Raw genomic sequence first — 21,803 nt, 5'->3', positions numbered from 1 at the left:
TTGTGTAGTGTTTACCCATAAAAAATCTGCACCTCAATTGTTGGTTTGTTGAGTCCAACTTTTGGGGTGCAGATCAAAATTGACCGCACTTTTTTATTTCGCATTAAACAGATTTGACTTTCCACATACAGGCTACGCTGATAATAATTAATGCCACAGCGACATAAAAAACAGAATTGTAATGCCAGATTTCCGCAATAATACCTGCAATCGGTCCACCAATAATCCAACTACTTTTTGCTGCATTACTGAATAGAGTTGTAGCCGTGCCCATTTTAGTCGGCATTAAATCTTGGAAATACACCATGCCAATCGTAGCGGTAATACCAATAAAAATCGCATTAAGCATTTGTAATCCGATAAGCTGCCAAGTTTGCTCAGCAAATAATAAGCTTGAGTAGAAGGCGAGACCTGAAACTAAAGCAATCATCATCAAGCGTTTTTTACTGAAGTATTTGGTGAGGTAACCCGCTAATATCATCACGGGGATTTCCAATCCCGCAGCAGTTCCCATTAATGTTCCTGCTAATTCTTTGCCTAAATGTAACTCATTAATCACAAATAATGGCATATTGATGAGATACGTGCTGTTACAGGTCCAAAGCAATAGGTTAGCGATGAACAAGTAAATCACACTTTTTCTTGGTGGCGTATTGTCTAAAATCTCTTGATTTTTAACCGCACTTTGACGAGGAATTTTCGGCAATAATTTGCTGACGCCTGCACAAAGTAAAAAGGCAGAACCCGCCACCAAATACATATAATCAAAGCCCCAGTTTAGCGCAATGAAAAAAGAAAGTGGCGGCCCCACAATCCAGGCGAGAGAGATTTGAGTTCGCATAATTGTGGTGAACATCACCGCTTCACGATGGCTGCTTTCAGCATATTCTCTTGCTAAAGCAAAAGATTGCGGATTAGCGGATGAGCCTAATCCTAACAATGTTGTACCGATAATAATCAACACATAATAATTTCGGCTATAAGCAAAAATCAGGCATCCAAGCACAGCAATCAAACAGCAAACAATCATCACTTTGCGACGATCATCTTGCTTATCAGAATATTTCGCCAGAATTTGGCTCAAGATAATGCCAATAATGGCATTGACGGAATAGAACAAGCCCACAAAAAAAGGTGAAACCTGAATCTCTTGCGACAGATATAAACTCAAGGTCGGCGTCTGAAACGCAGAGGCAATCCCCGTTAAAAAGGCAATCAATAGAAAATTGAACGCCACAAGATTAGATGGTGTTGCGTTTTGTTGTTGAACAAACATAGTCATTACTTAATAAGAGAACATGGTTGGAAATAAAAGTGCGGTTAATTTTAACCGCACTTGAGTTGATTATTTGTCATATTGAATTGCTGGTAAATAACCAATCATTAAATCCAATGGACGGCTACAGCTTATTGTATTTTCTCTGTTCTCAATGAAAAATCTTGATGTCATCGCTTTTTCACCCTGATTAAAGAAAATTTCAATAATTGAACGATCAAAGAAAATTTCGACAGTTTGTAGATTTTCAACTTCGCAGAAGCGTTTGGTATCGAATTTTTCCATTAATTCGGTTTGTTCGCTTTGACTGCGATCTAAGCAAACCAAGCCATTTTCATAAGAAAGTCGTAATGATTGTCCTTTTTCATTTTGGAAGAAGGTTAAGTCAAAGGCTTGGTTATTTGCCTCAAATTTAATATACGCACGATCTAAATTAGCAATATCCGCTTTTTCATTGAGATGAAGCGCAGAACGTGCGGTAAGATTTTTGTATATTTTATCAATCGGGCATTGATAAATTTTCGAACCTTCTAAACGCAATTCTCTTGGTAAGGTTAAAGCTGAGTGCCATTTAAATTTGTCTGTTGGATAAGTTAAATCTGGCAAACCAATCCAACCGAAAAGCACGGCATGAGTTTGGTTATCTAAGCCAGCAAATGTTTGTGGGGCATAGAAATCAAAGCCTTGATCCAACTCACTAATATATTCTGCTTCAAAGGTTAAATCCGTTAATTTACCCACAGCATAAGTCGCATGATAATTATTTTGGAATTGATGCGCTTCTCGAACTTTACCTTGTGGCGACCAAATAAAGACATCTTTATCACCGAACTTCAATAGGTCAGGGCATTCCCACATAAACACGTTTGTATTGTCAAAAGCTGGTAAGGAAAGCTCGCCTAATAAACGAGGCGTATCTTCAAGATTGTCCATTTCAAAAATAATGGCTGTTCCCGTGAGGTTTTCTCGCTGTGCACCGCAGATAAAACGGATTTTGCCGTCTTTAGTTAAATACGGTTTAGGATCGCGAACATGCTCTGTATAACCTTCTGGCGCATTTTCAATTAACGGACGTTTGCTAAGCAACTTCCCGTTAAGATCGAAAATCGCTAAATTTTGATAAGGCACGCGTTGATTATCACTTGGACGACGAGTATTGCCAGTGTAGAACATGGCCAATTTATCACCGACTTTTAAAGCACCACCCGAATAACAGCCGTGAGACTCAAAAAGTTCACAAGGAATCAGATCATCCGCTGATTGGTAATGTTGGAAGTCTTTCGTGATTAAATGCTTCCAATGTTTCATCCCGTGAATTGCATCGAATGGAAACCATTGATAGAACAGATGATATTTCTCTCCATCGAAGATCAAACCATTCGGATCATTCATCAAGCCAGTTGGTGGGGCAATATGAAAGTGCGGTCGGAAATCCTTGTCTTTTTGCACAGTTTGAGCAATTTCCGCAAGTTCGCCTTTTTCTGCAGCTAGGATACTTTTGTATTTGCCATTATTGAAAATAATCATCGTGATCGTGCCTCGTTAATGTGATCGGGTAAGTAAAAGGTGCAATAATTTGCATCTTTAATTCTTAGTTGGCTAGGAACGCTGCTAATTGTGCTTTATTTGGTAGCGCAGACATCGCCCCTTTTGCTGTCGTAGCAAGGGCGCCACAAGCATTGGCTTGACGGATAATTTGCACAAGCACATCATTTTCTTTCCAATTTGGATGTTGTGAAAGTCCTGCAAGCAGGCCGCCAACGAAGGCATCGCCTGCACCTGTTGTATCAACCGGTTGTAAGGCTTTTCCGGCAATTACATCTTTCTTACCTTCTAAGTGATAGAGCGCGCCATCTTTACCTAAGGTCACGATAATCAATTTTTCAGGATAAAGTGCCGTCACTTTTTCAAAGGCTTTTTCAAGGCTATCAGTATTGGTTAAAAGCGTTAATTCTTCTTCAGAGAATTTTAATACGTCAGCTAATGCAACGGCTTCCATTACCACGGTTTTCATTTCTTCTAGGCTAGACCAAAGTGATTCACGTAAATTTGGGTCAAAAGAGAAGAAACCGCCAGCAGCTTTAATACGGCGAATAGCTTCGAAAGTCGCTTCGCGAGATGGATTATTAATCAGCGCGATAGAGCAGCAATGTAGCCATTCACCTTGTTGGAAAGGCGGTAAATCGCTCGCTTGTAAGAACTGATCTGCACTTGGATTTACCATAAAGGTAAAGCTGCGTTCGCCATTATCTAAACCAACCACAACCGTAGAGGTTCGATGTTGCGGATCTAAAATCATATGTTGCGTATTCACATTTTCCGCATTTAAGGTATCTTGCATAAATTGGCCAAGCGGATCGTTACCTACGCGACCAATAAAGGCACTCGGGCTGCCTAAGCGTGCTACGCCAACAGCCACATTGGCAGGCGCACCACCGGCACAGCGTAAATAATGATTTTCACCGTCAGGAATAAGATCAACAACCGCATCGCCGGTTACCCAGATTTTTTGGCTCATATTATTTTCCCTCTATTGTGGATATCAGTTAAAAAATAACCGCACTTAAAAAGAGCGGTCATTTTCATAGGTGTTTTATGCGATGGTTACGCGTGCAAACTTACGTTTACCGACTTGGTAAACATTCGTGCCTTTTGGTGCATTGGCTTTCATGTCTTCGACTTTTTCGCCATTGATTTTCACACCACCTTGCTTCGCTGAGCGAATCGCTTCAGAAGTAGAAGGAACCAGTCCCGCTTCTTTTAATAAGGTTGCTAAACCAATTTCGCCTTCAAAGGTGAATTCAGGCATTTCATCTGGCATTGCACCTTTTTGGAAACGGTTAATAAATTCTTGTTCAGCCGCCTCTGCCGCTGCTTCATCATGGAAACGTGCAATGATTTCTTTGGCTAATAAAATCTTCACATCACGTGGGTTTTTACCATTTGCTACTTCTGCTTTTAATTCAGCAATTTCAGTGAGTGGACGGAAAGAAAGTAAGTTGTACCAATCCCACATTAATTCATCCGAGATCGACATGATTTTACCGAACATATCGCTTGGTGCATCTGTCACGCCGATGTAGTTACCTAATGATTTAGACATTTTCTTCTCACCGTCTAAACCAACAAGTAATGGAAGCGTAATCGCTACTTGTGGTTTCTGACCAGCTGATTTTTGTAATTCACGACCAACAAGTAAGTTAAATTTTTGGTCTGTACCACCAAGTTCCACGTCAGCTTCTAATGCAACAGAGTCATGACCTTGTAATAAAGGATAAATAAATTCGTGAATTGCGATAGGTTGGTTGTTACCAAAACGTTTTTTGAAATCATCACGTTCTAGCATACGCGCTACGGTATAGTTACTTGCTAAACGGATCATCCCTTCAGTACCCAATTTACCCAACCATTCAGAGTTGAATACGATTTTCGTTTTTTGTGGGTCTAGAATTTTGTAAATCTGTTCTTTATAGGTTTCCGCATTGCGAAGCACATCTTCGCGGCTAAGCGGTGGGCGAGTGGTATTTTTACCAGATGGGTCACCGACCATCCCCGTGAAATCACCGATTAAGAAATAGACTTCGTGGCCTAATTGTTGGAATTGACGGAGTTTGTTTAATACCACGGTATGCCCTAAGTGAATATCCGGAGCAGTAGGGTCTGCACCAAGTTTAATTTTAAGTGGGCGATTTTCTTTTAGTTTTTCGATTAAATCTGCTTCAGAAAGAATCTCATCAGTACCGCGTTTTAGTTCTGCGAGAACGGTATTAATATCAGTCATTCTATTTCCTAATGTTATTTTAATATTAAAGGCTACATTATAGAGAATATGGCTGAAATGAAAAGATTGAGATGAAAAAAAACGCCTATTTGTGGGGAAATAGGCGTGAAGTTGGAGTGATTATCTGTTTGTTTTTGGAATGGCTAGATGATAACTATTATCAAATACCTTGTCAACAACAAAATGCAAATAATTCTCAATTATTTTTTAATCGATGTAAGGTACACTTTCTGTGAGAGAAAGTGCGGTCGGAATGCCATCTGAAATGTCAAATTTTCCCGCATAAGCATAAGCTTCAACGCCCTGAGATTTTGCGTCTTTTAAGAGGCGATCATATTCAGGATCTACAAACTCAGCGATTTTAAAACGATCGAAGCCATCATGTAATCCGGCAAAGAGAACAACGGCGCGATGTCCTTGTTTTTTCATGGCTAAAAGCTCACGAACATGTTTCTGTCCACGAGTAGTCACCGCATCGGGAAACATTCCTAATGTACCTTTTACGAAGGTGATGGATTTCACTTCAACATAGCAATCAGGCAAGCCTTCACCTTTCAGTAAAAAGTCGATACGGCTATTTTCTTCACCATATTTCACTTCAGGATAAATTTCATCATACATAGCGAGTTCTTTGATTTGTTTATTTTGCAAGGCTTCAAAGACTAGCTGGTTGGATCTGTGTGTGTTAATGCAAACAAGTTGGCCATTTGCTAATTGCGTTAATTCCCAACTGTGTGGATATTTGCGAGTTTGGCTATCAGAATGAGAGTACCAAACGATATCACCTTTTTCACCACAGCCAGTCATTGCACCAGTATTTGCACAATGAATCGTGAGCACTTCACCATTTGGTAATTCAATATCAGTCAAAAAACGTTTATAACGACGAATTAATTTTGCAGATTGTAGGGTAGGGAGTTGCATAGTTTATTCCTTTTGAAAAGAAAGTGCGGTCGAATTTAATGATGAAATTGACCGCACTTTGATCTGCCCCCCAAAAGTTGGACAGGTTAGTTAACTTAAATATTGAGCTCGATATTGCACCGGGCTCAATCCTTTTAAACCAAGTTTAATTCGTTTTTGGTTGTAATACACTAAATATTCTTCAATTTAAGCCTGTAATTCAGCGATTGAATGATAAGTTCGTGAGTAAAAACACTCTGATTTTAGTATCGCAGAAAAACTTTCAATCACCGCATTATCGTAACAATTTCCTCGGCGACTCATACTTTGAACCGCTTTTACCCTCCAACATCTTTACCCATTACGCCGTGCCATACAATAAGGCGATTTTACGCCATCAAGCCCTCTTTCCCGAAATGCTTTTAGCCAATAAATGACGAGAGCGTGGGAAATTTGATGAAGTTTAGCCACCTCACGGATACCATAATCCTGTTCAGTGACGAGTTTGATAATTTTCAAACGAAATTGATAAGGGTAGGACATAATCTGCATCTCAAATTAGGTCTCCAGGTTTTAGGGTAGATCACTTTTACCTTCTTAAATTTAAAAATTAAAACAAATTCTTGATTTACCATTGACTTTTTGACCTATAGCCCTTACTTTACGGATTGATGTTTCATCAACTTTATTCTTTGTAAAATAAGGAGCTTTTATGCAATCTCGCATTGTGGTTAATTCACAGGATGAATCACTACTTAGCACACATAAAGTGCTACGTAATACCTATTTCTTATTGGGATTAACGATGGCATTTTCGGCGGTTGTTGCTTATATTTCGATGAGCTTAAACTTGCCTTATCCAAATCTTATTATGTTACTTGTAGGTTTTTATGGTTTACTTTTTGTCACAAATCGTTTAGCAAATAGTGCATGGGGAATCTTGGCTGCATTCGCGTTTACTGGTTTTATGGGCTATACCATTGGGCCAATTTTAAACATGTATGTGGCGAGAGGAATGGAAGATTTAATTATGCTTGCATTCGCAGGTACAGCAATCGTCTTCTTTGCGTGTTCAGCTTATGTGCTTACTACGAAGAAAGATATGTCTTTCCTTTCTACCGCAATTTTCTCATTATTTATCGTGTTATTGTTAGGGATTGTGGCAAGCTTCTTCTTCCAAATTCCGGCACTAGCGGTAGGGATCAGTGCATTGTTTGTGGTGTTCTCAACAATGACAATCCTTTATGAAACCAGCAATATTATTCACGGTGGCGAAACAAACTACATTCGTGCAACTGTGAATATTTATGTGTCAATTTACAACTTATTCATTAGCTTATTAAGATTACTTTCTATCTTCTCAAGCGATGATTAGTCAGTATTAAATTTAAAGCGCTCCTTATTAGGGGCGTTTTTTGTTTTGAACTAATTTTCTGAAGAGAAGTCTTAGCATACAGGTTCGCTTGTCGAGCCTATTAATAACAAAACAGGAGTTTTTATGAAATCTTTAAAATCACTTTTCACATTAACATCACTTGCATTAGCCATATCTGGTTCTGCATTGGCAACGAATACATCTGTATTACCAACAAAAGAATCAGTCGTCACTAATTCAAAATCAATGGTTGAAAGTACAAAAGCTGACGTGAAAAATGCGGCAAATGATAAGCTTAAATCAATGACTGATAGTGCGAGTTCAACGAAATCAACTGCATTAGATAAAGTTAATGCAGCTAAAGAAAAGGCAACTTCTGCAAAAGATGCAGTAAAAGAGAAAGCATCTGCTTTAAAAGAAAAAGCGACAGAGAATAATCAACCGTCCATGAAAGACAAAGCCACTGAAAAATTAAATTCAGTGAAAGATAATGCGAAAGAAAAAGCGTCTGACGCAAAAACAAAATCGGCAGATAAAGTAAAAGAAGTGAAAGAAAAAGCGACTTCAACAAAAGACTCAGCTAAAGAGAAAGTGGCTTCTTCTGCTAAAGTAAATATCAATAAAGCAGATGCGGAAACTCTACAAAAACTTTCAGGTATCGGTGAGAAAAAAGCACAAGCGATTATTGATTACCGTAACAAAGTGGGCAAAATCAAAAGTGCTGCCGAGCTTTCAAATATTGATGGTATAGGTGAAGCTACAATTGAAAAAATCACCCCATTCTTAAGTTTCTAAGAAAACTCAGATAAAACAGACCGCACTTTATGTGCGGTTTTTTTATTGAAGTAGATCACAAAATTGTAACAAAGTGTGATTTGATGATTATTTCTTTTTTTATCCTATGTATAATGAGCAGACAACATCATGTAATACAAGGGGTAGATATGCAGCATTACAGTGCCTTTGATGAGTGGTTGGCTTCAACCGCTTTAGGTGGTTCTAATCAATCGTATATTGAGGAGTTATACGAACGTTATTTAGAAGATCCATCTTCAGTCGATGAAAGCTGGCGTGCCACATTTGATGCATTGCCGAAAACAACCGCAGTAGAGCAACCACATTCACCAGTCCGTGATTATTTCCGTCGTTTAGCAAGAGAAAATACAACAGAAGCCGTGACGGTTATTGATCCAGAAGCCAGTGCAAAATTAGTCAAAGTTCTTCAATTTATCAATGCTTATCGCTTCCGTGGCCATTTAGAAGCGAAACTAGACCCAATCAATTATTATCGCTGGAAAGTCTCCACCGTACCTGAGTTGGATTACCGTTATCACGGTTTTACCGAACAGGATCTCAATGAAACCTTCAATATTAATCACTATGTCTATCATCGCGATAACATCAAATTAGGTGATTTAGCTGAAATGCTAAAAGAGACCTATTGTAGCTCAATTGGCCTTGAGTTTATGCATGTTCAGGATATGGAGCAAAAAAGTTGGCTACAAAGCAAATTAGAGAGCCAATTAAATAAACCGCTCTTTACCAAAGAAGAAAAAATTAATTTATTAAGTGAATTGACCGCTGCAGATGGTTTAGAGCGTTATCTTGGTGCGAAATTCCCGGGGGCAAAACGTTTCTCTTTAGAGGGAAGTGATGCCTTTATTCCATTGATGAAAGAAATTATTCGCCATGCGAGCAAACAAGGCGTAAAAGATGTGATGTTTGGTATGGCACACCGTGGTCGTTTAAACATGTTAGTAAATGTGCTCGGTAAGAAACCCGAAGATCTTTTTGACGAGTTTGCGGGTAAACATTCAAGCGAGCGTACAGGTGACGTGAAATACCACCAAGGTTTCTCTTCTGATTTCGCAGTCGGTGATCGTCGTGTTCATTTAACCCTTGCATTTAACCCTTCACATTTAGAAATTGTTAGCCCAGTAGTTATTGGTGCGGTGCGTTCTCGTCAAACGAAAAAGAACGATACAGAGCGTAATCAAGTATTAGCGGTTACTGTTCATGGGGATTCTGCGGTAGCGGGACAAGGTGTGGTACAAGAAACCTTGAATATGTCTAATGCACGTGGTTATACCGTTGGTGGCACAATCCGTATTGTGATCAATAACCAAATTGGTTTCACCACCTCTAACCCAAATGACACCCGTTCAACAGAATATTGTACTGATATCGCGAAAATGATTCAGGCTCCGATTATTCATGTAAACGGTGATGATCCTGAAGCGGTCGCTTTTGCTGCGAGAATGGCGGTGGAATATCGCAATTTATTCAAACGCGATATTTTCATTGATCTGATTTCTTATCGTCGTCATGGTCATAATGAGGCGGATGAACCATTAGCCACTCAACCAATGATGTATAGCATCATTAAAAAACATCCAACGCCACGTAAAGTCTATGCGGATCGTTTAATTGCTGAAGGGGTGATGACTGAAGAAGAAGCCATTGAAATGATGAATCTCTATCGTGATGCCTTAGATAATGGCGATCGCGTAGTGAAAGAATGGCGAGAAATGGATACTGCTCAAATGGATTGGTTGCAATATCTCAACTATGACTGGACATCCCCTTACGAAAGTAAATTCCCACAAGAACGTTTCCAAACTTTAGCGGAGCGTGTTAGTGAATATCCAGAAACCTTGCGAGCTCATCCTCGTGTCGAAAAAATCTATGCTGATCGCCGTGAAATGGCAAAAGGCGAGAAATTGCTCGATTGGGGTATGGCGGAAACTATGGCATACGCAACCTTATTAGATGAAGGTGCTAATGTTCGTTTATCGGGTGAAGATGCGGGACGTGGTACGTTCTTCCATCGTCATGCGGTTGTGCACAATCAAAATGATGGTACAGGCTATGTGCCATTAACGCATTTACATGCCAACCAAGGTCGTTTTGAGGTGTGGGATTCAGTATTATCCGAAGAAGCCGTATTGGCTTTTGAATATGGTTATGCAACGACAGATCCAAAAACATTAACCATTTGGGAAGCACAGTTTGGTGACTTCGCAAACGGCGCACAAATCGTGATTGACCAATTTATTAGTTCTGGTGAACAAAAATGGGGCAGAATGTGTGGCTTAGTAATGCTATTACCACATGGTTATGAAGGCCAAGGTCCAGAGCACTCATCTGCTCGTTTAGAACGTTATTTACAACTTTGTGCTGAACAGAATATGCAAGTGTGTATCCCATCTACACCAGCACAGGTTTACCACATGTTACGTCGTCAAGCGATCCGTAAAATGCGTCGTCCATTAATTGGTATTTCACCAAAATCTTTATTACGTCATCCACTTGCCGTGTCAAGTTTAGATGAATTAGTAAATGGCACATTCCAAACAGTCATTGGTGAAATTGATAACATCGATCCGAAACAAGTTAAACGCGTAGTCCTATGCTCAGGTAAAGTGTATTACGATCTCTTGGAACAACGTCGAGCGAATAACCAAACAGATGTGGCGATTATTCGAATTGAACAGCTTTACCCATATCCACATGAAGATGTGAAGAAAGCATTAGAGCCTTATGCTCATGTGACGGATTATGTATGGTGTCAAGAAGAGCCATTAAACCAAGGCGCTTGGTATTGTAGTAAGCATAACTTTGATAGCTCGCTTCCAGAGCATGTGAAGTTAAAATATGCAGGTCGTCCTGCCTCTGCTTCACCAGCGGTAGGTTACATGTCTTTACACACCAAACAGCAAAAACAATTGGTAGAAGACGCGCTGACACTGTAAAAGTGCGGTCAAAATTTCAGTAATTTTTAAAGAAAGAATAATTTAAAGGAAAATAAAATGACAATCGAAATTCTTGTTCCAGATTTACCGGAATCCGTTGCGGATGCAACTGTTGCAACATGGCATAAAAAAGTTGGTGAAGCAGTAAAACGTGACGAAGTATTAGTGGAAATCGAAACAGATAAAGTGGTACTTGAAGTGCCCGCATTAAACGATGGCGTAGTGGCTGAAATTCTTCAAGAAGAAGGTGCAACGGTAGTAAGTAAACAGCTTTTAGGTAAACTTTCAACCCAACAAGCGGGCGATATTTCAACTGAAACAGTGAAAGACAATGAGCCAACACCAGCCGATCGTCAAAGAGCCGCCATTGAAAATAGCCATAACAATTCAGCGGATCAAGGTCCAGCTATTCGTCGTTTATTAGCTGAACACGATTTAGATGCAGAGAAAATTCAAGGCTCAGGTGTGGGTGGTCGTATTACCCGTGAAGATATTGTGCGTGAAGTGGCAAAACGTGATGCTCAAAAAGCGAAACAAGATGTGGCGACAGAGCAGAATACTATTAGCACCGTGGCATATAGCTCTCGTTCAGAAAAACGCGTACCGATGACTCGCTTACGTAAACGTATTGCGGAACGTTTATTAGAAGCGAAAAATACCACCGCAATGCTCACCACATTCAATGAAGTGGATATGCAGCCGATTATGAAATTACGTAAAACATACGGCGAGAAATTTGAGAAACAACATGGTGTCCGTTTAGGCTTTATGTCTTTCTACATTAAAGCTGTAGTTGAAGCATTAAAACGTTATCCTGAAGTGAATGCTTCAATTGACGGTGATGACATTGTGTATCATAACTATTTTGATATTAGCATTGCTGTTTCAACGCCGCGTGGTTTAGTAACACCTGTATTACGCAACTGCGATAAACTCAGCATGGCGAATATTGAAAAACAAATTAAAGCACTAGCAGAAAAAGGCCGTGATGGTAAATTAACGGTTGAAGATTTAACAGGCGGTAACTTCACCATTACCAATGGTGGTGTATTTGGTTCTTTAATGTCTACACCAATTATCAATCCACCACAAAGTGCAATTTTAGGTATGCATGCCATCAAAGAACGTCCGGTTGCGGTAGATGGTCAAGTCGTGATTCGCCCAATGATGTATTTGGCATTATCTTATGACCACCGTTTAATTGATGGTCGTGAATCCGTCGGCTTCTTAGTGGCGATTAGAGACTTATTAGAAGATCCAACTCGTTTATTATTAGAAATCTAAGCACATGGGCTTTTCTCTTTTGAGGGGAAAAGCCTTTTTTACATTGATGTGAATAAAAGGGCGGGAACAATGCCTGCCTTTCTATAGTTAAAATCCGATCTTTATTTAGTTATTTTGCGTACTAAGATTGCTAAGATAAAGGTAATGATGATAACAGGGAAAGTTAGACCTAAATCGGTTTCCCAACCTTTTGTCATAAGGAAACGATAGAGTACGAAGCCGACAAACCAAACGCCGAGTCCGATACTATCAACAGATTTTTTAACATCATGCTGTTTAAGCACAAAGAAATCAGCGATAAGCACAGCGATCATTGGCGCGAATACTGAACCAATAAAGAACAAGAAATGTTCGTATTCTGTCACTGGTAAGGTTGAGGCTAATATAATGCCTACAATCACGGTAAGTACGGAGATTGGCGTGACTTTTAATTGAGGGAAAATGTTGTTTAAACTCATACCGGTAGAATAAGCGGGAAGTGCAGTGTTAATCATGGTAGAGGCGATGACAATTAATACACCAATAACACTTACACCAGCAAGGGAAAGAATTTGTGAGATTTCAGATTTACCGGTCACTAATGCTGCACCTAAGCCGAGAGCATACATCCAGCAGCTGGTCGCGGTATAAGTTAGCGTTGAAAGTGCGGTCGTTTTAAATGGTGTTTCGCTGTTCTTCGTGTGGTCAGATACTACTGGTAACCAAGAAAGTGGCATGACGGTAGCAATTTCTACAGCAGTACCAAATTTAATATTTTGTGCAACGTCCATGGCAATAAATGGTTTATTAGCTACTTGAATACTTAGCCACAGCATCAGTAAAAACATGGTGACAAGTGAGAGGCTTTTGAAGATACCTAATTTAGTGAAGCCGAGTAGTAGCCAAAGTATGATGAGTATGCCTAAACCAAGTGTAAGAAATGGGAAGAGTGAAGCATCAGGTGTTTGATTTAAGATGGAAATGACGTCAGCCCCCATATAAATCATGACTGCAGTCCATCCCATTAATTGCATGGCATTAAGTAAAGAGAAAAGCGCAGAGCCTTTTTCACCAAATGAAATTTGTACCGTTTGCATGGCACTTTTTTGGGTTTTTGCACCAATGTAACCTGCACAGAAAAACATCGAACCACCAATAAAGTGTCCAACGACGATGGCAATTAAACCTTGTTGCCACCCTAGTGGCGCAAACCAAGTACCGGTGAGAATTTCTGCCATTGAAATAGCAGCAGTAAACCAAATGAGCGCAATCGCAAGATTGCTTGATTTTTTTGTTTGCATGTTGTTATCCTTAAAATGGATTGTGGTTATTCTGGCTCAGTATATAACTCAATATAGAAAGGGCAAGCCTAGAATTTAAAATAAAACAAAGTGCGGTCAAATTTTTGTTTGTTTCGCTAAACAACATCAAAATAGGAAGGAAATATGAATTTACATGAGTACCAAGCTAAGCAGCTTTTTAAGCAATATGCTCTGCCAGTGAGTGAGGGTGTCGTGTGCCAAACGGCAGACGAAGCTGAAATGGCGCTCTTTCAGCTGAATGGCGATGTTTGGATAGCGAAATGTCAAGTTCACGCAGGGGGACGCGGAAAAGCTGGTGGGGTGAAACTCGTACATAATACCGAAGAAGCACGTGCTTTCGCAGATAAATGGCTTGGACAACATTTAGTGACCTTCCAAACTGATAAAAAAGGCCAACTCGTTAATAGCATTTATATTGAAGAAACCTGCCAGATTGATAAAGAACTTTACTTAGGGGCGGTGATTGATCGTGCTTCACAGAAAGTCGTTTTTATGGCGTCTTCAGCGGGAGGCATGAATATTGAAGATGTGGCAAGAGAAACGCCTGAGCTAATCCATAAAGTCGCCATTGATCCGTTGGTTGGTGGAATGCCATATCAAGGCCGAGAATTAGCCTTTAAACTTGGCTTAAGTGGCGAGCAAAATAAACAATTTGCTGCTATTTTTGTGAAATTATCGCAGCTTTTTATCGAAAAAGATTTTTCTTTAGTTGAAGTGAATCCACTCGTGGTGACAAAAGAAGGTCATTTAATTTGTCTCGATGCGAAAGTAGGCATTGATGATAACTCACTTTATCGTCATCCTGATTTGTTAGCCTTACGCGATTTAAGTCAAAGTGATTCTCGTGAAGCAGAAGCAGAAAAATATCAGCTCAATTATGTCGCCTTAGAAGGAGATATCGGCTGTATGGTTAATGGCGCCGGACTAGCCATGGGAACCATGGATATTGTGAAGTTATATGGAGGTAATCCTGCAAACTTCCTTGATGTTGGTGGCGGTGCAACGAAAGAGCGTGTAGCTGAAGCCTTCAAAATTATTCTCACAGATAAAAATGTGAAATCTGTCTTAGTGAATATTTTTGGTGGAATTGTACGTTGCGATCTTATTGCTGAAGGGGTCATTTCAGCAATTCAAGAAGTCGGTGTGAAAGTGCCCGTTGTGGTTCGGTTAGAAGGAACCAATGCTCCACAAGGCAGAGCAATTTTAGCCGAAAGTGGAGTGAATTTAATTGCAGCACATAGTTTACAAGAAGCCGCGCAAGCGGCAGTGAAAGCGGCAAAAGGAGAATAATTCATGGCGATTTTAATTAATAAAGAGACAAAAGTAATTTGCCAAGGTTTCACCGGTGCGCAAGGGACATTTCACAGCGAACAGGCATTGGCTTATGGCACAAAGTTAGTGGGTGGCGTTTCACCGAATAAAGGCGGAACAACGCACTTAGGTTTGCCGGTATTTAATACAGTGCGTGAAGCGGTGCAAACTACAGGGGCTACGGCAACTATGATTTATGTGCCAGCACCATTTTGCAAAGATGCCATTTTAGAAGCCATTGATGCAGGTATTCAATTAGTGGTCTGTATTACAGAAGGCATCCCAACATTGGATATGCTGTTGGTAAAACAAAAGTTAAATGAAACAGGTGTGGTGATGATCGGCCCGAATTGCCCAGGCGTGATTACACCAGATGAATGCAAGATTGGGATTATGCCGGGCAATATCCATAAAAAAGGTAGAGTAGGGATAGTTTCTCGTTCGGGTACTTTAACCTATGAGGCGGTACAACAAACGACAGATGAGGGTTTTGGTCAATCTACTTGCGTAGGGATCGGCGGCGATCCTATTCCAGGATCTAACTTCATTGATATTCTCAAACGTTTCCAAGAAGATCCTGAAACTGAAGCTATCGTGATGATTGGTGAAATCGGTGGCTCTGCGGAAGAAGAGGCGGCATCATTCATTAAATCTCATGTAACAAAACCTGTGGTGGCTTATATTGCAGGTGTGACAGCGCCAAAAGGCAAGCGTATGGGACACGCAGGCGCGATTATCAGTGGTGGAAAAGGAACGGCAGAAGATAAAATTGCTGCACTTGAAGCAGCTGGCGTGAAAACGGTGAGAAGTCTTGCTGAAATCGGTTCAGCCCTCCGTGAATTATTGAAATAAAATACTTAAAAAATGGACCGCACTTTGGATTCGTTTTCAAAGTGCGGTCGTTTTTTATAACAAAAATTTAGATGACGTATAGTAACCAATAAATATTAATGATTTCAATAAATTAATTATTATTTAAATTACTATAGTTCCGAAATTATACAAAGCGTTCCGAAATTATATCTTGGTTGGTTGGACAATCTTATTCCTCCTTATGTAACGTCTTGTCATCTGGGCGTTTGTATGGCCAAGTTGTTTTTGAGCCGATTCGGTGTCTGAAGACAAAAATTTATCCGTACCAGCTTTCGCACGTATATCTCTGAATTGGACGGCAAGGAGCTCGTCTGAAAATTCAGGATGTTTTTTAGCGGCTTTGGCTCTTAGCTTGATAAACCAGTGAGTCAGAATTATTGGCTTTAACCTATTCCCGTACTTGTTGCAGAATAGATAAGGTTTGTTTTCCGTCATTCTTCTATCCAAGATCTCTTTTAATTTCCCTACAATTGCGATACTTACTTTATTTTTTGTTTTTTGCTGTCTAACTTGCCATACTCCATCAATGATTTGACTCGGCTGGAGATTAACTATATCAACTGGTCTTTGTCCTGTAAGGTAAGCCACGTCAAGCAAGTCTCTTAATATCGGATCAGCTGATTCTCTTAACATTTCAAAAATGTGGTCTTCCACGTAAATGTCGCGGAACTTAACCTTGTATCGCTGGATTCCTTCGCTCGGGCAAGAGTATTTTGTATATCCCCATTCACGGGCTTTCATCCATATGTGGTGAAATAATGCAACCTCATTATTTGCTGATGCAGTTTGATGTTTTCGCCAGTCTAAATATTGTTTTATATGGTATGGCTCAATGTCATCAAGTGGGGCTGGTGGATTGCCGAAAAACTCAAGCAAGCGTTTAATGTTTGTTTTGTTGGTTCTCTGCGTTCCTTCTGCCTTCATCGGCAATACTTCATTTTCATATCTTATTGCAACAGTCAAGAAGGTGGCAACTTCACTTTTCATCAAAACCCTGTCACAATTGAGCTTAGCCGTTTCTAATACAGCTAGATGCTTATCCGTTCCCAGGGCCTTTTCTTTTTTATCTATCATTACATAATAGTAATAGGTTACAATCTTCCCATTTTTTCTTTGGCGTTTACGACATAACAAGTTTTGCGGTAACCCCTGGTTTTCGCGCTTACGTGGTCTGGCCATACATACCTCCTACACCTGTAGCACAGATGGTCTCCAAGCATTATTTTCATAATTTTGAGATTCAGTTTTAGCAGTTCGAGATTTTACTTTGTCATAATCTCTGCGTACAATAGGATACCCGTTGGCGTTCCGCTTAAAAGGTATCCCCATCGCATTTAGCTGCTCAATAACAAGAGATTTCTGCTTTCTGCCAGTCAAAAACTCAATTTCTGCTTTTGATAAAAAATCTTCGTAGATATTAATATCCATATTTACTCCAATAAAAACCGCCCCAAAGGGCGGTATATCAATGATTAATCTTCTTTATTTCTTTCCGTCAACTTGTACTGACGAAAGAAAGCTTGTGCGGCAAATGCGATTGCAATATGAATGATTGATTTTTTCATTTTTTCTTTTTCCTCTTTGTTGTTGATAGAAATAAAAAACCGCCCATAAGAGCGGTTATTTGTTATTCATCTTCTGGTGGTTGTGGTAGTGGTTGCCAGTGTGACACTTCAATTTCTATGTCTATCATTCCTAATTCGTCCAATTCCCAATAAGGGATTAATCCACCTTCCTCATCTACCTTTTCATCTAATAAATACCATCCAAAGCCGACAAACCAATACACACCATCCTCGGTATAATAAATTAAGTGTCTATTGTTCGAATTGCGTAATTCTTCACTTGTATCAAATGGTTCAGGCAACCGCTCCGAACACTTAATCCATCCATTGTTTTCGCTCATTATTTAATCTCCTCAAGTCCCAAATTTAAGGCTTTGTTATAGTAGTCAAACGCGTCTTTAAACAGTGCTTTGCTATTGATATATTCCCGCGGCGATATTGGCACGGTCGGAAATTTGTCCAAAAATCGCCAATGCTCAGCGAGCTCCACAGGAGTTTGGATAAATGCTTGTTTTTCCGCTTTTAATGCCAAAATATCAGCGGTTTTGACGACAATCTCCATTTCGGCTTTGATGCGTATCTTAAATTTATCTCGGATAACCATTTCGAATGCTTTTTCGATTTTTTTGTAGTCCGGCAATAATTGTTTTAACGGGCTGGTAACATCTCCCAAAAAAGCCTCTTGGGCGTCGTGCATCAAAACTGCAAAAGCGGTCATATCATCAACTTTCAAGTACGTTTTAGCTATTGCCCCGGCAAAAACACTGTGATCAAGCACGGAATAATGCACATCTAATTTGCCACCGAATCGTGGAATCATTGCTAAATGATGAATAATGTCATCAATATGAATGTCGCTATTTTGTGGGTTGGCAAAGTCGATTAAACGGTTGCCATGTGTGATAAATATGCTCATTTTTACTCCTTTTTTACCTTGATTTTTATATCATTTTCGCCATCTTGATGATGTCTAATCGTTACTTCGTAACCATCAACCCCAGTTTTTCCATCATCCTTCCACTTAATAACCGGTTCCGGATTAACATGCACAAAAACACCAAACTCTTCGATAGCTATTTGTTTCTTTTGTATAAATGCTTTGCGAATAGCAAACCAATGGATAAAATCAGGCAAGAAACGATTAAACTGTTCTTCAGTTAACTGCAAAAAGTCTTCAACTTTTCTAAACTCATAAATTTTCTCGTTCATACTTACCCCTAATATAAATCTTCTGAAAACAAAATATCAGCGTTAGGCGAGCCTGATAACCGTATAACTTGCCCTTGCTCTTTGGCAATTTCCATCGCCTCTATACGACCAACAAAACGCCCTTTATTTGTTAAAAACCCTTGGTCAAAATCTAATAAAGGGTACTTATACTGCTTTTCTAGGGCATTTATTTGTTTAAGCATAAATGGGTCATAATGGCGCACGCCATAGACCTCATGAATGATATAATCACCATTTTCCAAAGTGGCATCTCTTTTATCTACAAACACTTGGCAGACGGAGCATACAATACGCTCAGGAATATCAATGTATTCTCTTTTTTGGTTTAAAAGTTTAATAAATTCGTTGAATAATGCCTGTCTTTCTTCAGACGTTTGCTGTTTAATTAAATTAATAATATCCATCACTTACTCCATCATGCTCTTCATAAAATCAAGCCATTTTTGAACATCTTCTCTTGTGCGGAAAGATTGACCATTGCTAGCTATCTGCAGTGAAGATTCGCTGTACTTAGAATGATATAGGTTATAAGCCACTTTACCGTCCGAAATGTAAAAATAACCGTTAGATTCTTCTGGATAAAACGGCTTAGGTAAATCTTCAATGCTAATCTTTGGCTCTTCCCACATGCCAACAATGTCACCAGGCGCACAGTCATTGCATGACGAAATTCTCCCATCAAGCGACCAAGTCTGGGTTACTGGATGATTATGAATCATTCCAATCAAAGGATAATCAGGCTTAAAATCAAGAATAGGTGTACCTAGGATATTCTTGAAAATAAATGCCTTATCTCCATTTCTCAACATCACAGGTTCGCCTTGTAATGCTTTTTCTAAATCAAAGTCTTTCATTTTCTATCCCCTTTGACATATTTACCCCGCAACTTTACGATTACGCCACTAATCGCTAAATTAAAACTATTCATTTCTTTCTCCATTAAAACAAAAGGCGCTCACTTGGAACGCCTATTGGATTTGTTAAATATTGATTTACTGCTTTGTATATATCCACTATTAATTCAAGTGGAATATTAGATCTTTCATTGTATGATTTTGAAAAATTCTCCCATTGCTACCTTTGCTAATTTTGTGTCATATCCATGTAATTAATCATCCTTTCACCAATCCATTTAATAACGGGCACCGCCATGCTATTCCCGATGGCTTTATAGCGCGGACTATCCGGACAATCTTCGGCGGGTTTATTGCGATACGGGATTTGCGTATAACCTGGCGGAAACCCCATTAATTTTTCGCACTCGCTCGGAGTAAGCCATCGTAAGCCGTGTTTTTCGCCGATAATGACCTCGCTATCGTTATATCTCCGTCCGCTTTTAGCTGTAAGAGTAGGGGCAATCGCCTCACTTCGCGTTTCGCAAGATACGCAATCCCCTTTTTGCTCAAATAATATCTTGGCGACACTTCGCGGTCCAGCACTTGCCACAACGAACACCCGACGGCGTCGTTGGGCAACTCCGAAGTATTGAGCATCGAGGATTCGCCACGCGATAGTGCGGGCTGAATGCACATAACCAGAGTTTGTCCATCTTGCCCCTGTTGGTTGTAATGGCTCACGATCTTGAGCCAATCCAGCCAGAAAGTGTCCGAATACGTTGTCCTTGGTGGATAGCACACCCGGAACGTTTTCCCATAACAAGACGCACGGTTGTTTTCCGTCAATAAATCTAACATAATCAATAGCCTCCAAAATATGTATGAGGGTTAGAGTAAGATTTCCGCGCTCATCATCAAGTGAGTTGCGCAAGCCAGCGACCGAAAATGCTTGGCAAGGAGTTCCGCCAACAAGCACATCCGGCGCAGGGATTTCTCTGTTTATGATTTTTAACGGTAGCATGGTCATGTCCCCATGATTTGGCACATCAGGATAATGATGAGCAAGTACCGAGCACGGAAACGGCTCAATCTCCGAAAACCAGACTGGCGACATCATACCCGACCACGCAACACTGACAGCCTCAATACCCGAACAAACCGATCCGTATGTCAGCATTTTTTATCCCCGTACAGTTTTAAATCAACCACAGGCAACACATCAACAAGCGGACGTGCCGTGTTGTAATCTTGCGGTGCATTAAATTGACTTTGGGCCCACTCAATAAAATTATTTACGTAGTTGTTAACTACTGCAGGATAGTTTGCCGATTCCGCCGTTCGGATAATGTCATTTCGCAACTCAGAGCCAAACATAAGCCAACTGTATTTAGCATCATCTAACGCCCGAGTAACAGACGACGGGGCACCACTATTCATACGCACATAAAAATAACAGCAGAAAATATCTACAAATCTTGAGTAAGGGATATTGATATTAATTTCGTTCATCTTTAACACCTAAGATTCGACTTTTTGCTACTTCAATTAGCAATTTGTATTCATTTTTTGTTTTATCGTCATGAACTTCGGCAGATTTTGCTAAAAAATTATCAACAGTTCCAGTAAAACAGCCACGTGTTACAATTAGCCCATCTTTGCCATTAAAGACGGTTAGCGTACCGTTTTCCGAGCCAACATTAGTTGCCCCAAAAATCATTTTACGCTCGGAAATTACCGCATAAGATCTCACCCAAGCGTCACCGTACACCCAAGCGTCACCGTACACCTCAGCGTTACCGTACACCCAAGCGTCACCGTACACCTCAGCGTTACCGTACACCCGAGCGTCACCGTACACCCGAGCGTTACCGTACACCCGAGCGTTACCGTACACCTCAGCGTTACCGTACACCCAAGCGTCACCGGACACCTCAGCGTTACCGTACACCCAAGCGTCACCGTACACCCGAGCGTTACCGGACACCCAAGCGTCACCGGACACCTGAGCGTTACCGGACACCTGAGCGTTACCGTACACCCAAGCGTCACCGTACACCTGAGCGTCACCGTACACCTGAGCGTTACCGTACACCTGAGCGTTACCGTACACCCAAGCGTCACCGTACACCCAAGCGTTACCGGACAATGACTGATCTAAATTTTTTTCTGACTCAACAAACCCACCAAGCTGTCCAGCCATAACAAAACCAAATGCAACAAGCGCTCTAATTCGGTATAGTTTTTTGCCACTCCAGTGTTCTATAAACTCATCGGTTAGCTCATATTTCTTTTGTTGCTCTTTCATTTTTTATCCTT

Annotated in this window: 22 protein-coding genes and 2 pseudogenes; 6 read left to right on the top strand and 18 right to left on the bottom strand. The window is 40.2% G+C overall.

The features are described 5' to 3' along the window. Window positions 1–103: 103 nt before the first annotated feature. From ACXVWP_RS01875 to ACXVWP_RS01845, 7 genes and pseudogenes are all read right to left on the bottom strand, one after another. Complete coding sequence (locus ACXVWP_RS01875; RefSeq protein ID WP_128788011.1) at window positions 104–1,276, bottom strand: MFS transporter; 1,173 nt, start codon at window positions 1,274–1,276, stop codon at window positions 104–106. 69 nt (window positions 1,277–1,345) lie between these two features. Then, window positions 1,346–2,803: a glycoside hydrolase family 32 protein gene (locus ACXVWP_RS01870; RefSeq protein ID WP_128787362.1), complete on the bottom strand. Its 1,458-nt coding sequence runs from the start codon at window positions 2,801–2,803 to the stop codon at window positions 1,346–1,348. 64 nt (window positions 2,804–2,867) lie between these two features. Next, complete coding sequence (locus ACXVWP_RS01865) at window positions 2,868–3,794, bottom strand: aminoimidazole riboside kinase (protein WP_128787361.1); 927 nt, start codon at window positions 3,792–3,794, stop codon at window positions 2,868–2,870. Window positions 3,795–3,869: 75 nt separating this feature from the next. Continuing rightward, a complete protein-coding gene (gene tyrS, locus ACXVWP_RS01860; RefSeq protein WP_005695949.1) occupies window positions 3,870–5,057 on the bottom strand; it encodes a tyrosine--tRNA ligase in 1,188 nt (395 codons plus the stop codon). Between the two features lie 207 nt (window positions 5,058–5,264). Beyond that, entirely contained in the window at window positions 5,265–5,981 is a 717-nt protein-coding gene (gene sfsA, locus ACXVWP_RS01855) for a DNA/RNA nuclease SfsA (protein WP_289902270.1), read from the bottom strand. A gap of 90 nt (window positions 5,982–6,071) precedes the next feature. Then, window positions 6,072–6,290: pseudogene (locus ACXVWP_RS01850) on the bottom strand (transposase); the annotation flags it as partial. Window positions 6,291–6,323: 33 nt separating this feature from the next. Continuing rightward, window positions 6,324–6,503 (bottom strand): annotated as a pseudogene (locus ACXVWP_RS01845) (transposase); the annotation flags it as partial. A 169-nt stretch (window positions 6,504–6,672) separates the two neighbouring features. On the opposite strand from ACXVWP_RS01845, the gene ACXVWP_RS01840 reads away from it, so the two are divergent. From ACXVWP_RS01840 to odhB, 4 genes are all read left to right on the top strand, one after another. Continuing rightward, entirely contained in the window at window positions 6,673–7,335 is a 663-nt protein-coding gene (locus ACXVWP_RS01840; RefSeq protein WP_297570029.1) for a Bax inhibitor-1/YccA family protein, read from the top strand. A gap of 123 nt (window positions 7,336–7,458) precedes the next feature. After that, on the top strand, window positions 7,459–8,130 hold the full coding sequence (locus ACXVWP_RS01835; RefSeq protein WP_297570027.1) for a helix-hairpin-helix domain-containing protein: 672 nt from the start codon (window positions 7,459–7,461) through the stop codon (window positions 8,128–8,130). A 149-nt stretch (window positions 8,131–8,279) separates the two neighbouring features. Beyond that, entirely contained in the window at window positions 8,280–11,087 is a 2,808-nt protein-coding gene (gene sucA / locus ACXVWP_RS01830) for a 2-oxoglutarate dehydrogenase E1 component (protein WP_297570024.1), read from the top strand. Between the two features lie 57 nt (window positions 11,088–11,144). Beyond that, on the top strand, window positions 11,145–12,371 hold the full coding sequence (odhB, locus tag ACXVWP_RS01825; protein ID WP_297570022.1) for a 2-oxoglutarate dehydrogenase complex dihydrolipoyllysine-residue succinyltransferase: 1,227 nt from the start codon (window positions 11,145–11,147) through the stop codon (window positions 12,369–12,371). A 101-nt stretch (window positions 12,372–12,472) separates the two neighbouring features. Here the strand turns inward: odhB and cytX are convergent, their stop codons facing one another. Further along, on the bottom strand, window positions 12,473–13,651 hold the full coding sequence (gene cytX, locus ACXVWP_RS01820; protein ID WP_289902265.1) for a putative hydroxymethylpyrimidine transporter CytX: 1,179 nt from the start codon (window positions 13,649–13,651) through the stop codon (window positions 12,473–12,475). A gap of 144 nt (window positions 13,652–13,795) precedes the next feature. Here cytX and sucC point away from each other — a divergent pair, with 144 nt between their 5' ends. Further along, window positions 13,796–14,962: an ADP-forming succinate--CoA ligase subunit beta gene (gene sucC, locus ACXVWP_RS01815; protein WP_297570020.1), complete on the top strand. Its 1,167-nt coding sequence runs from the start codon at window positions 13,796–13,798 to the stop codon at window positions 14,960–14,962. A gap of 3 nt (window positions 14,963–14,965) precedes the next feature. Continuing rightward, a complete protein-coding gene (sucD, locus tag ACXVWP_RS01810) occupies window positions 14,966–15,835 on the top strand; it encodes a succinate--CoA ligase subunit alpha (RefSeq protein WP_289902263.1) in 870 nt (289 codons plus the stop codon). Between the two features lie 165 nt (window positions 15,836–16,000). Here the strand turns inward: sucD and ACXVWP_RS01805 are convergent, their stop codons facing one another. The 10 genes from ACXVWP_RS01805 to ACXVWP_RS01760 form a co-directional block, all read right to left on the bottom strand. After that, complete coding sequence (locus ACXVWP_RS01805) at window positions 16,001–17,035, bottom strand: tyrosine-type recombinase/integrase (RefSeq protein ID WP_297570222.1); 1,035 nt, start codon at window positions 17,033–17,035, stop codon at window positions 16,001–16,003. Window positions 17,036–17,044: 9 nt separating this feature from the next. Then, a complete protein-coding gene (locus tag ACXVWP_RS01800) occupies window positions 17,045–17,284 on the bottom strand; it encodes a DUF4224 domain-containing protein (RefSeq protein WP_297570220.1) in 240 nt (79 codons plus the stop codon). 199 nt (window positions 17,285–17,483) lie between these two features. Continuing rightward, entirely contained in the window at window positions 17,484–17,762 is a 279-nt protein-coding gene (locus ACXVWP_RS01795; RefSeq protein ID WP_297570218.1) for a DUF551 domain-containing protein, read from the bottom strand. Next, window positions 17,762–18,337 (bottom strand): phosphohydrolase, encoded by a 576-nt coding sequence (locus tag ACXVWP_RS01790; RefSeq protein WP_289901924.1) that lies wholly within the window; start codon window positions 18,335–18,337, stop codon window positions 17,762–17,764. Before ACXVWP_RS01790 ends, ACXVWP_RS01795 begins: the two co-directional genes overlap by 1 nt. A gap of 2 nt (window positions 18,338–18,339) precedes the next feature. Beyond that, complete coding sequence (locus tag ACXVWP_RS01785; protein ID WP_289901923.1) at window positions 18,340–18,630, bottom strand: hypothetical protein; 291 nt, start codon at window positions 18,628–18,630, stop codon at window positions 18,340–18,342. An 8-nt stretch (window positions 18,631–18,638) separates the two neighbouring features. Beyond that, entirely contained in the window at window positions 18,639–19,055 is a 417-nt protein-coding gene (locus tag ACXVWP_RS01780; protein WP_297570216.1) for a hypothetical protein, read from the bottom strand. A 3-nt stretch (window positions 19,056–19,058) separates the two neighbouring features. Continuing rightward, window positions 19,059–19,505, bottom strand: a complete 447-nt coding sequence (locus ACXVWP_RS01775; protein WP_297570213.1) for a hypothetical protein — start codon at window positions 19,503–19,505, stop codon at window positions 19,059–19,061. A 229-nt stretch (window positions 19,506–19,734) separates the two neighbouring features. Next, entirely contained in the window at window positions 19,735–20,664 is a 930-nt protein-coding gene (locus ACXVWP_RS01770) for a DNA cytosine methyltransferase (RefSeq protein WP_049363010.1), read from the bottom strand. Beyond that, window positions 20,658–20,996, bottom strand: a complete 339-nt coding sequence (locus ACXVWP_RS01765; protein WP_049363009.1) for a hypothetical protein — start codon at window positions 20,994–20,996, stop codon at window positions 20,658–20,660. Before ACXVWP_RS01765 ends, ACXVWP_RS01770 begins: the two co-directional genes overlap by 7 nt. Then, window positions 20,983–21,792 (bottom strand): polymer-forming cytoskeletal protein, encoded by an 810-nt coding sequence (locus ACXVWP_RS01760; protein ID WP_458473221.1) that lies wholly within the window; start codon window positions 21,790–21,792, stop codon window positions 20,983–20,985. Before ACXVWP_RS01760 ends, ACXVWP_RS01765 begins: the two co-directional genes overlap by 14 nt. Between the last annotated feature and the right edge of the window lie 11 nt (window positions 21,793–21,803).

It is taken from the genome of Haemophilus sp. SZY H56 (genome assembly GCF_054332415.1).
The sequence above is the reverse complement of the archived record's forward strand: the minus strand, read 5'-3'. Positions and strand labels throughout refer to the sequence as shown.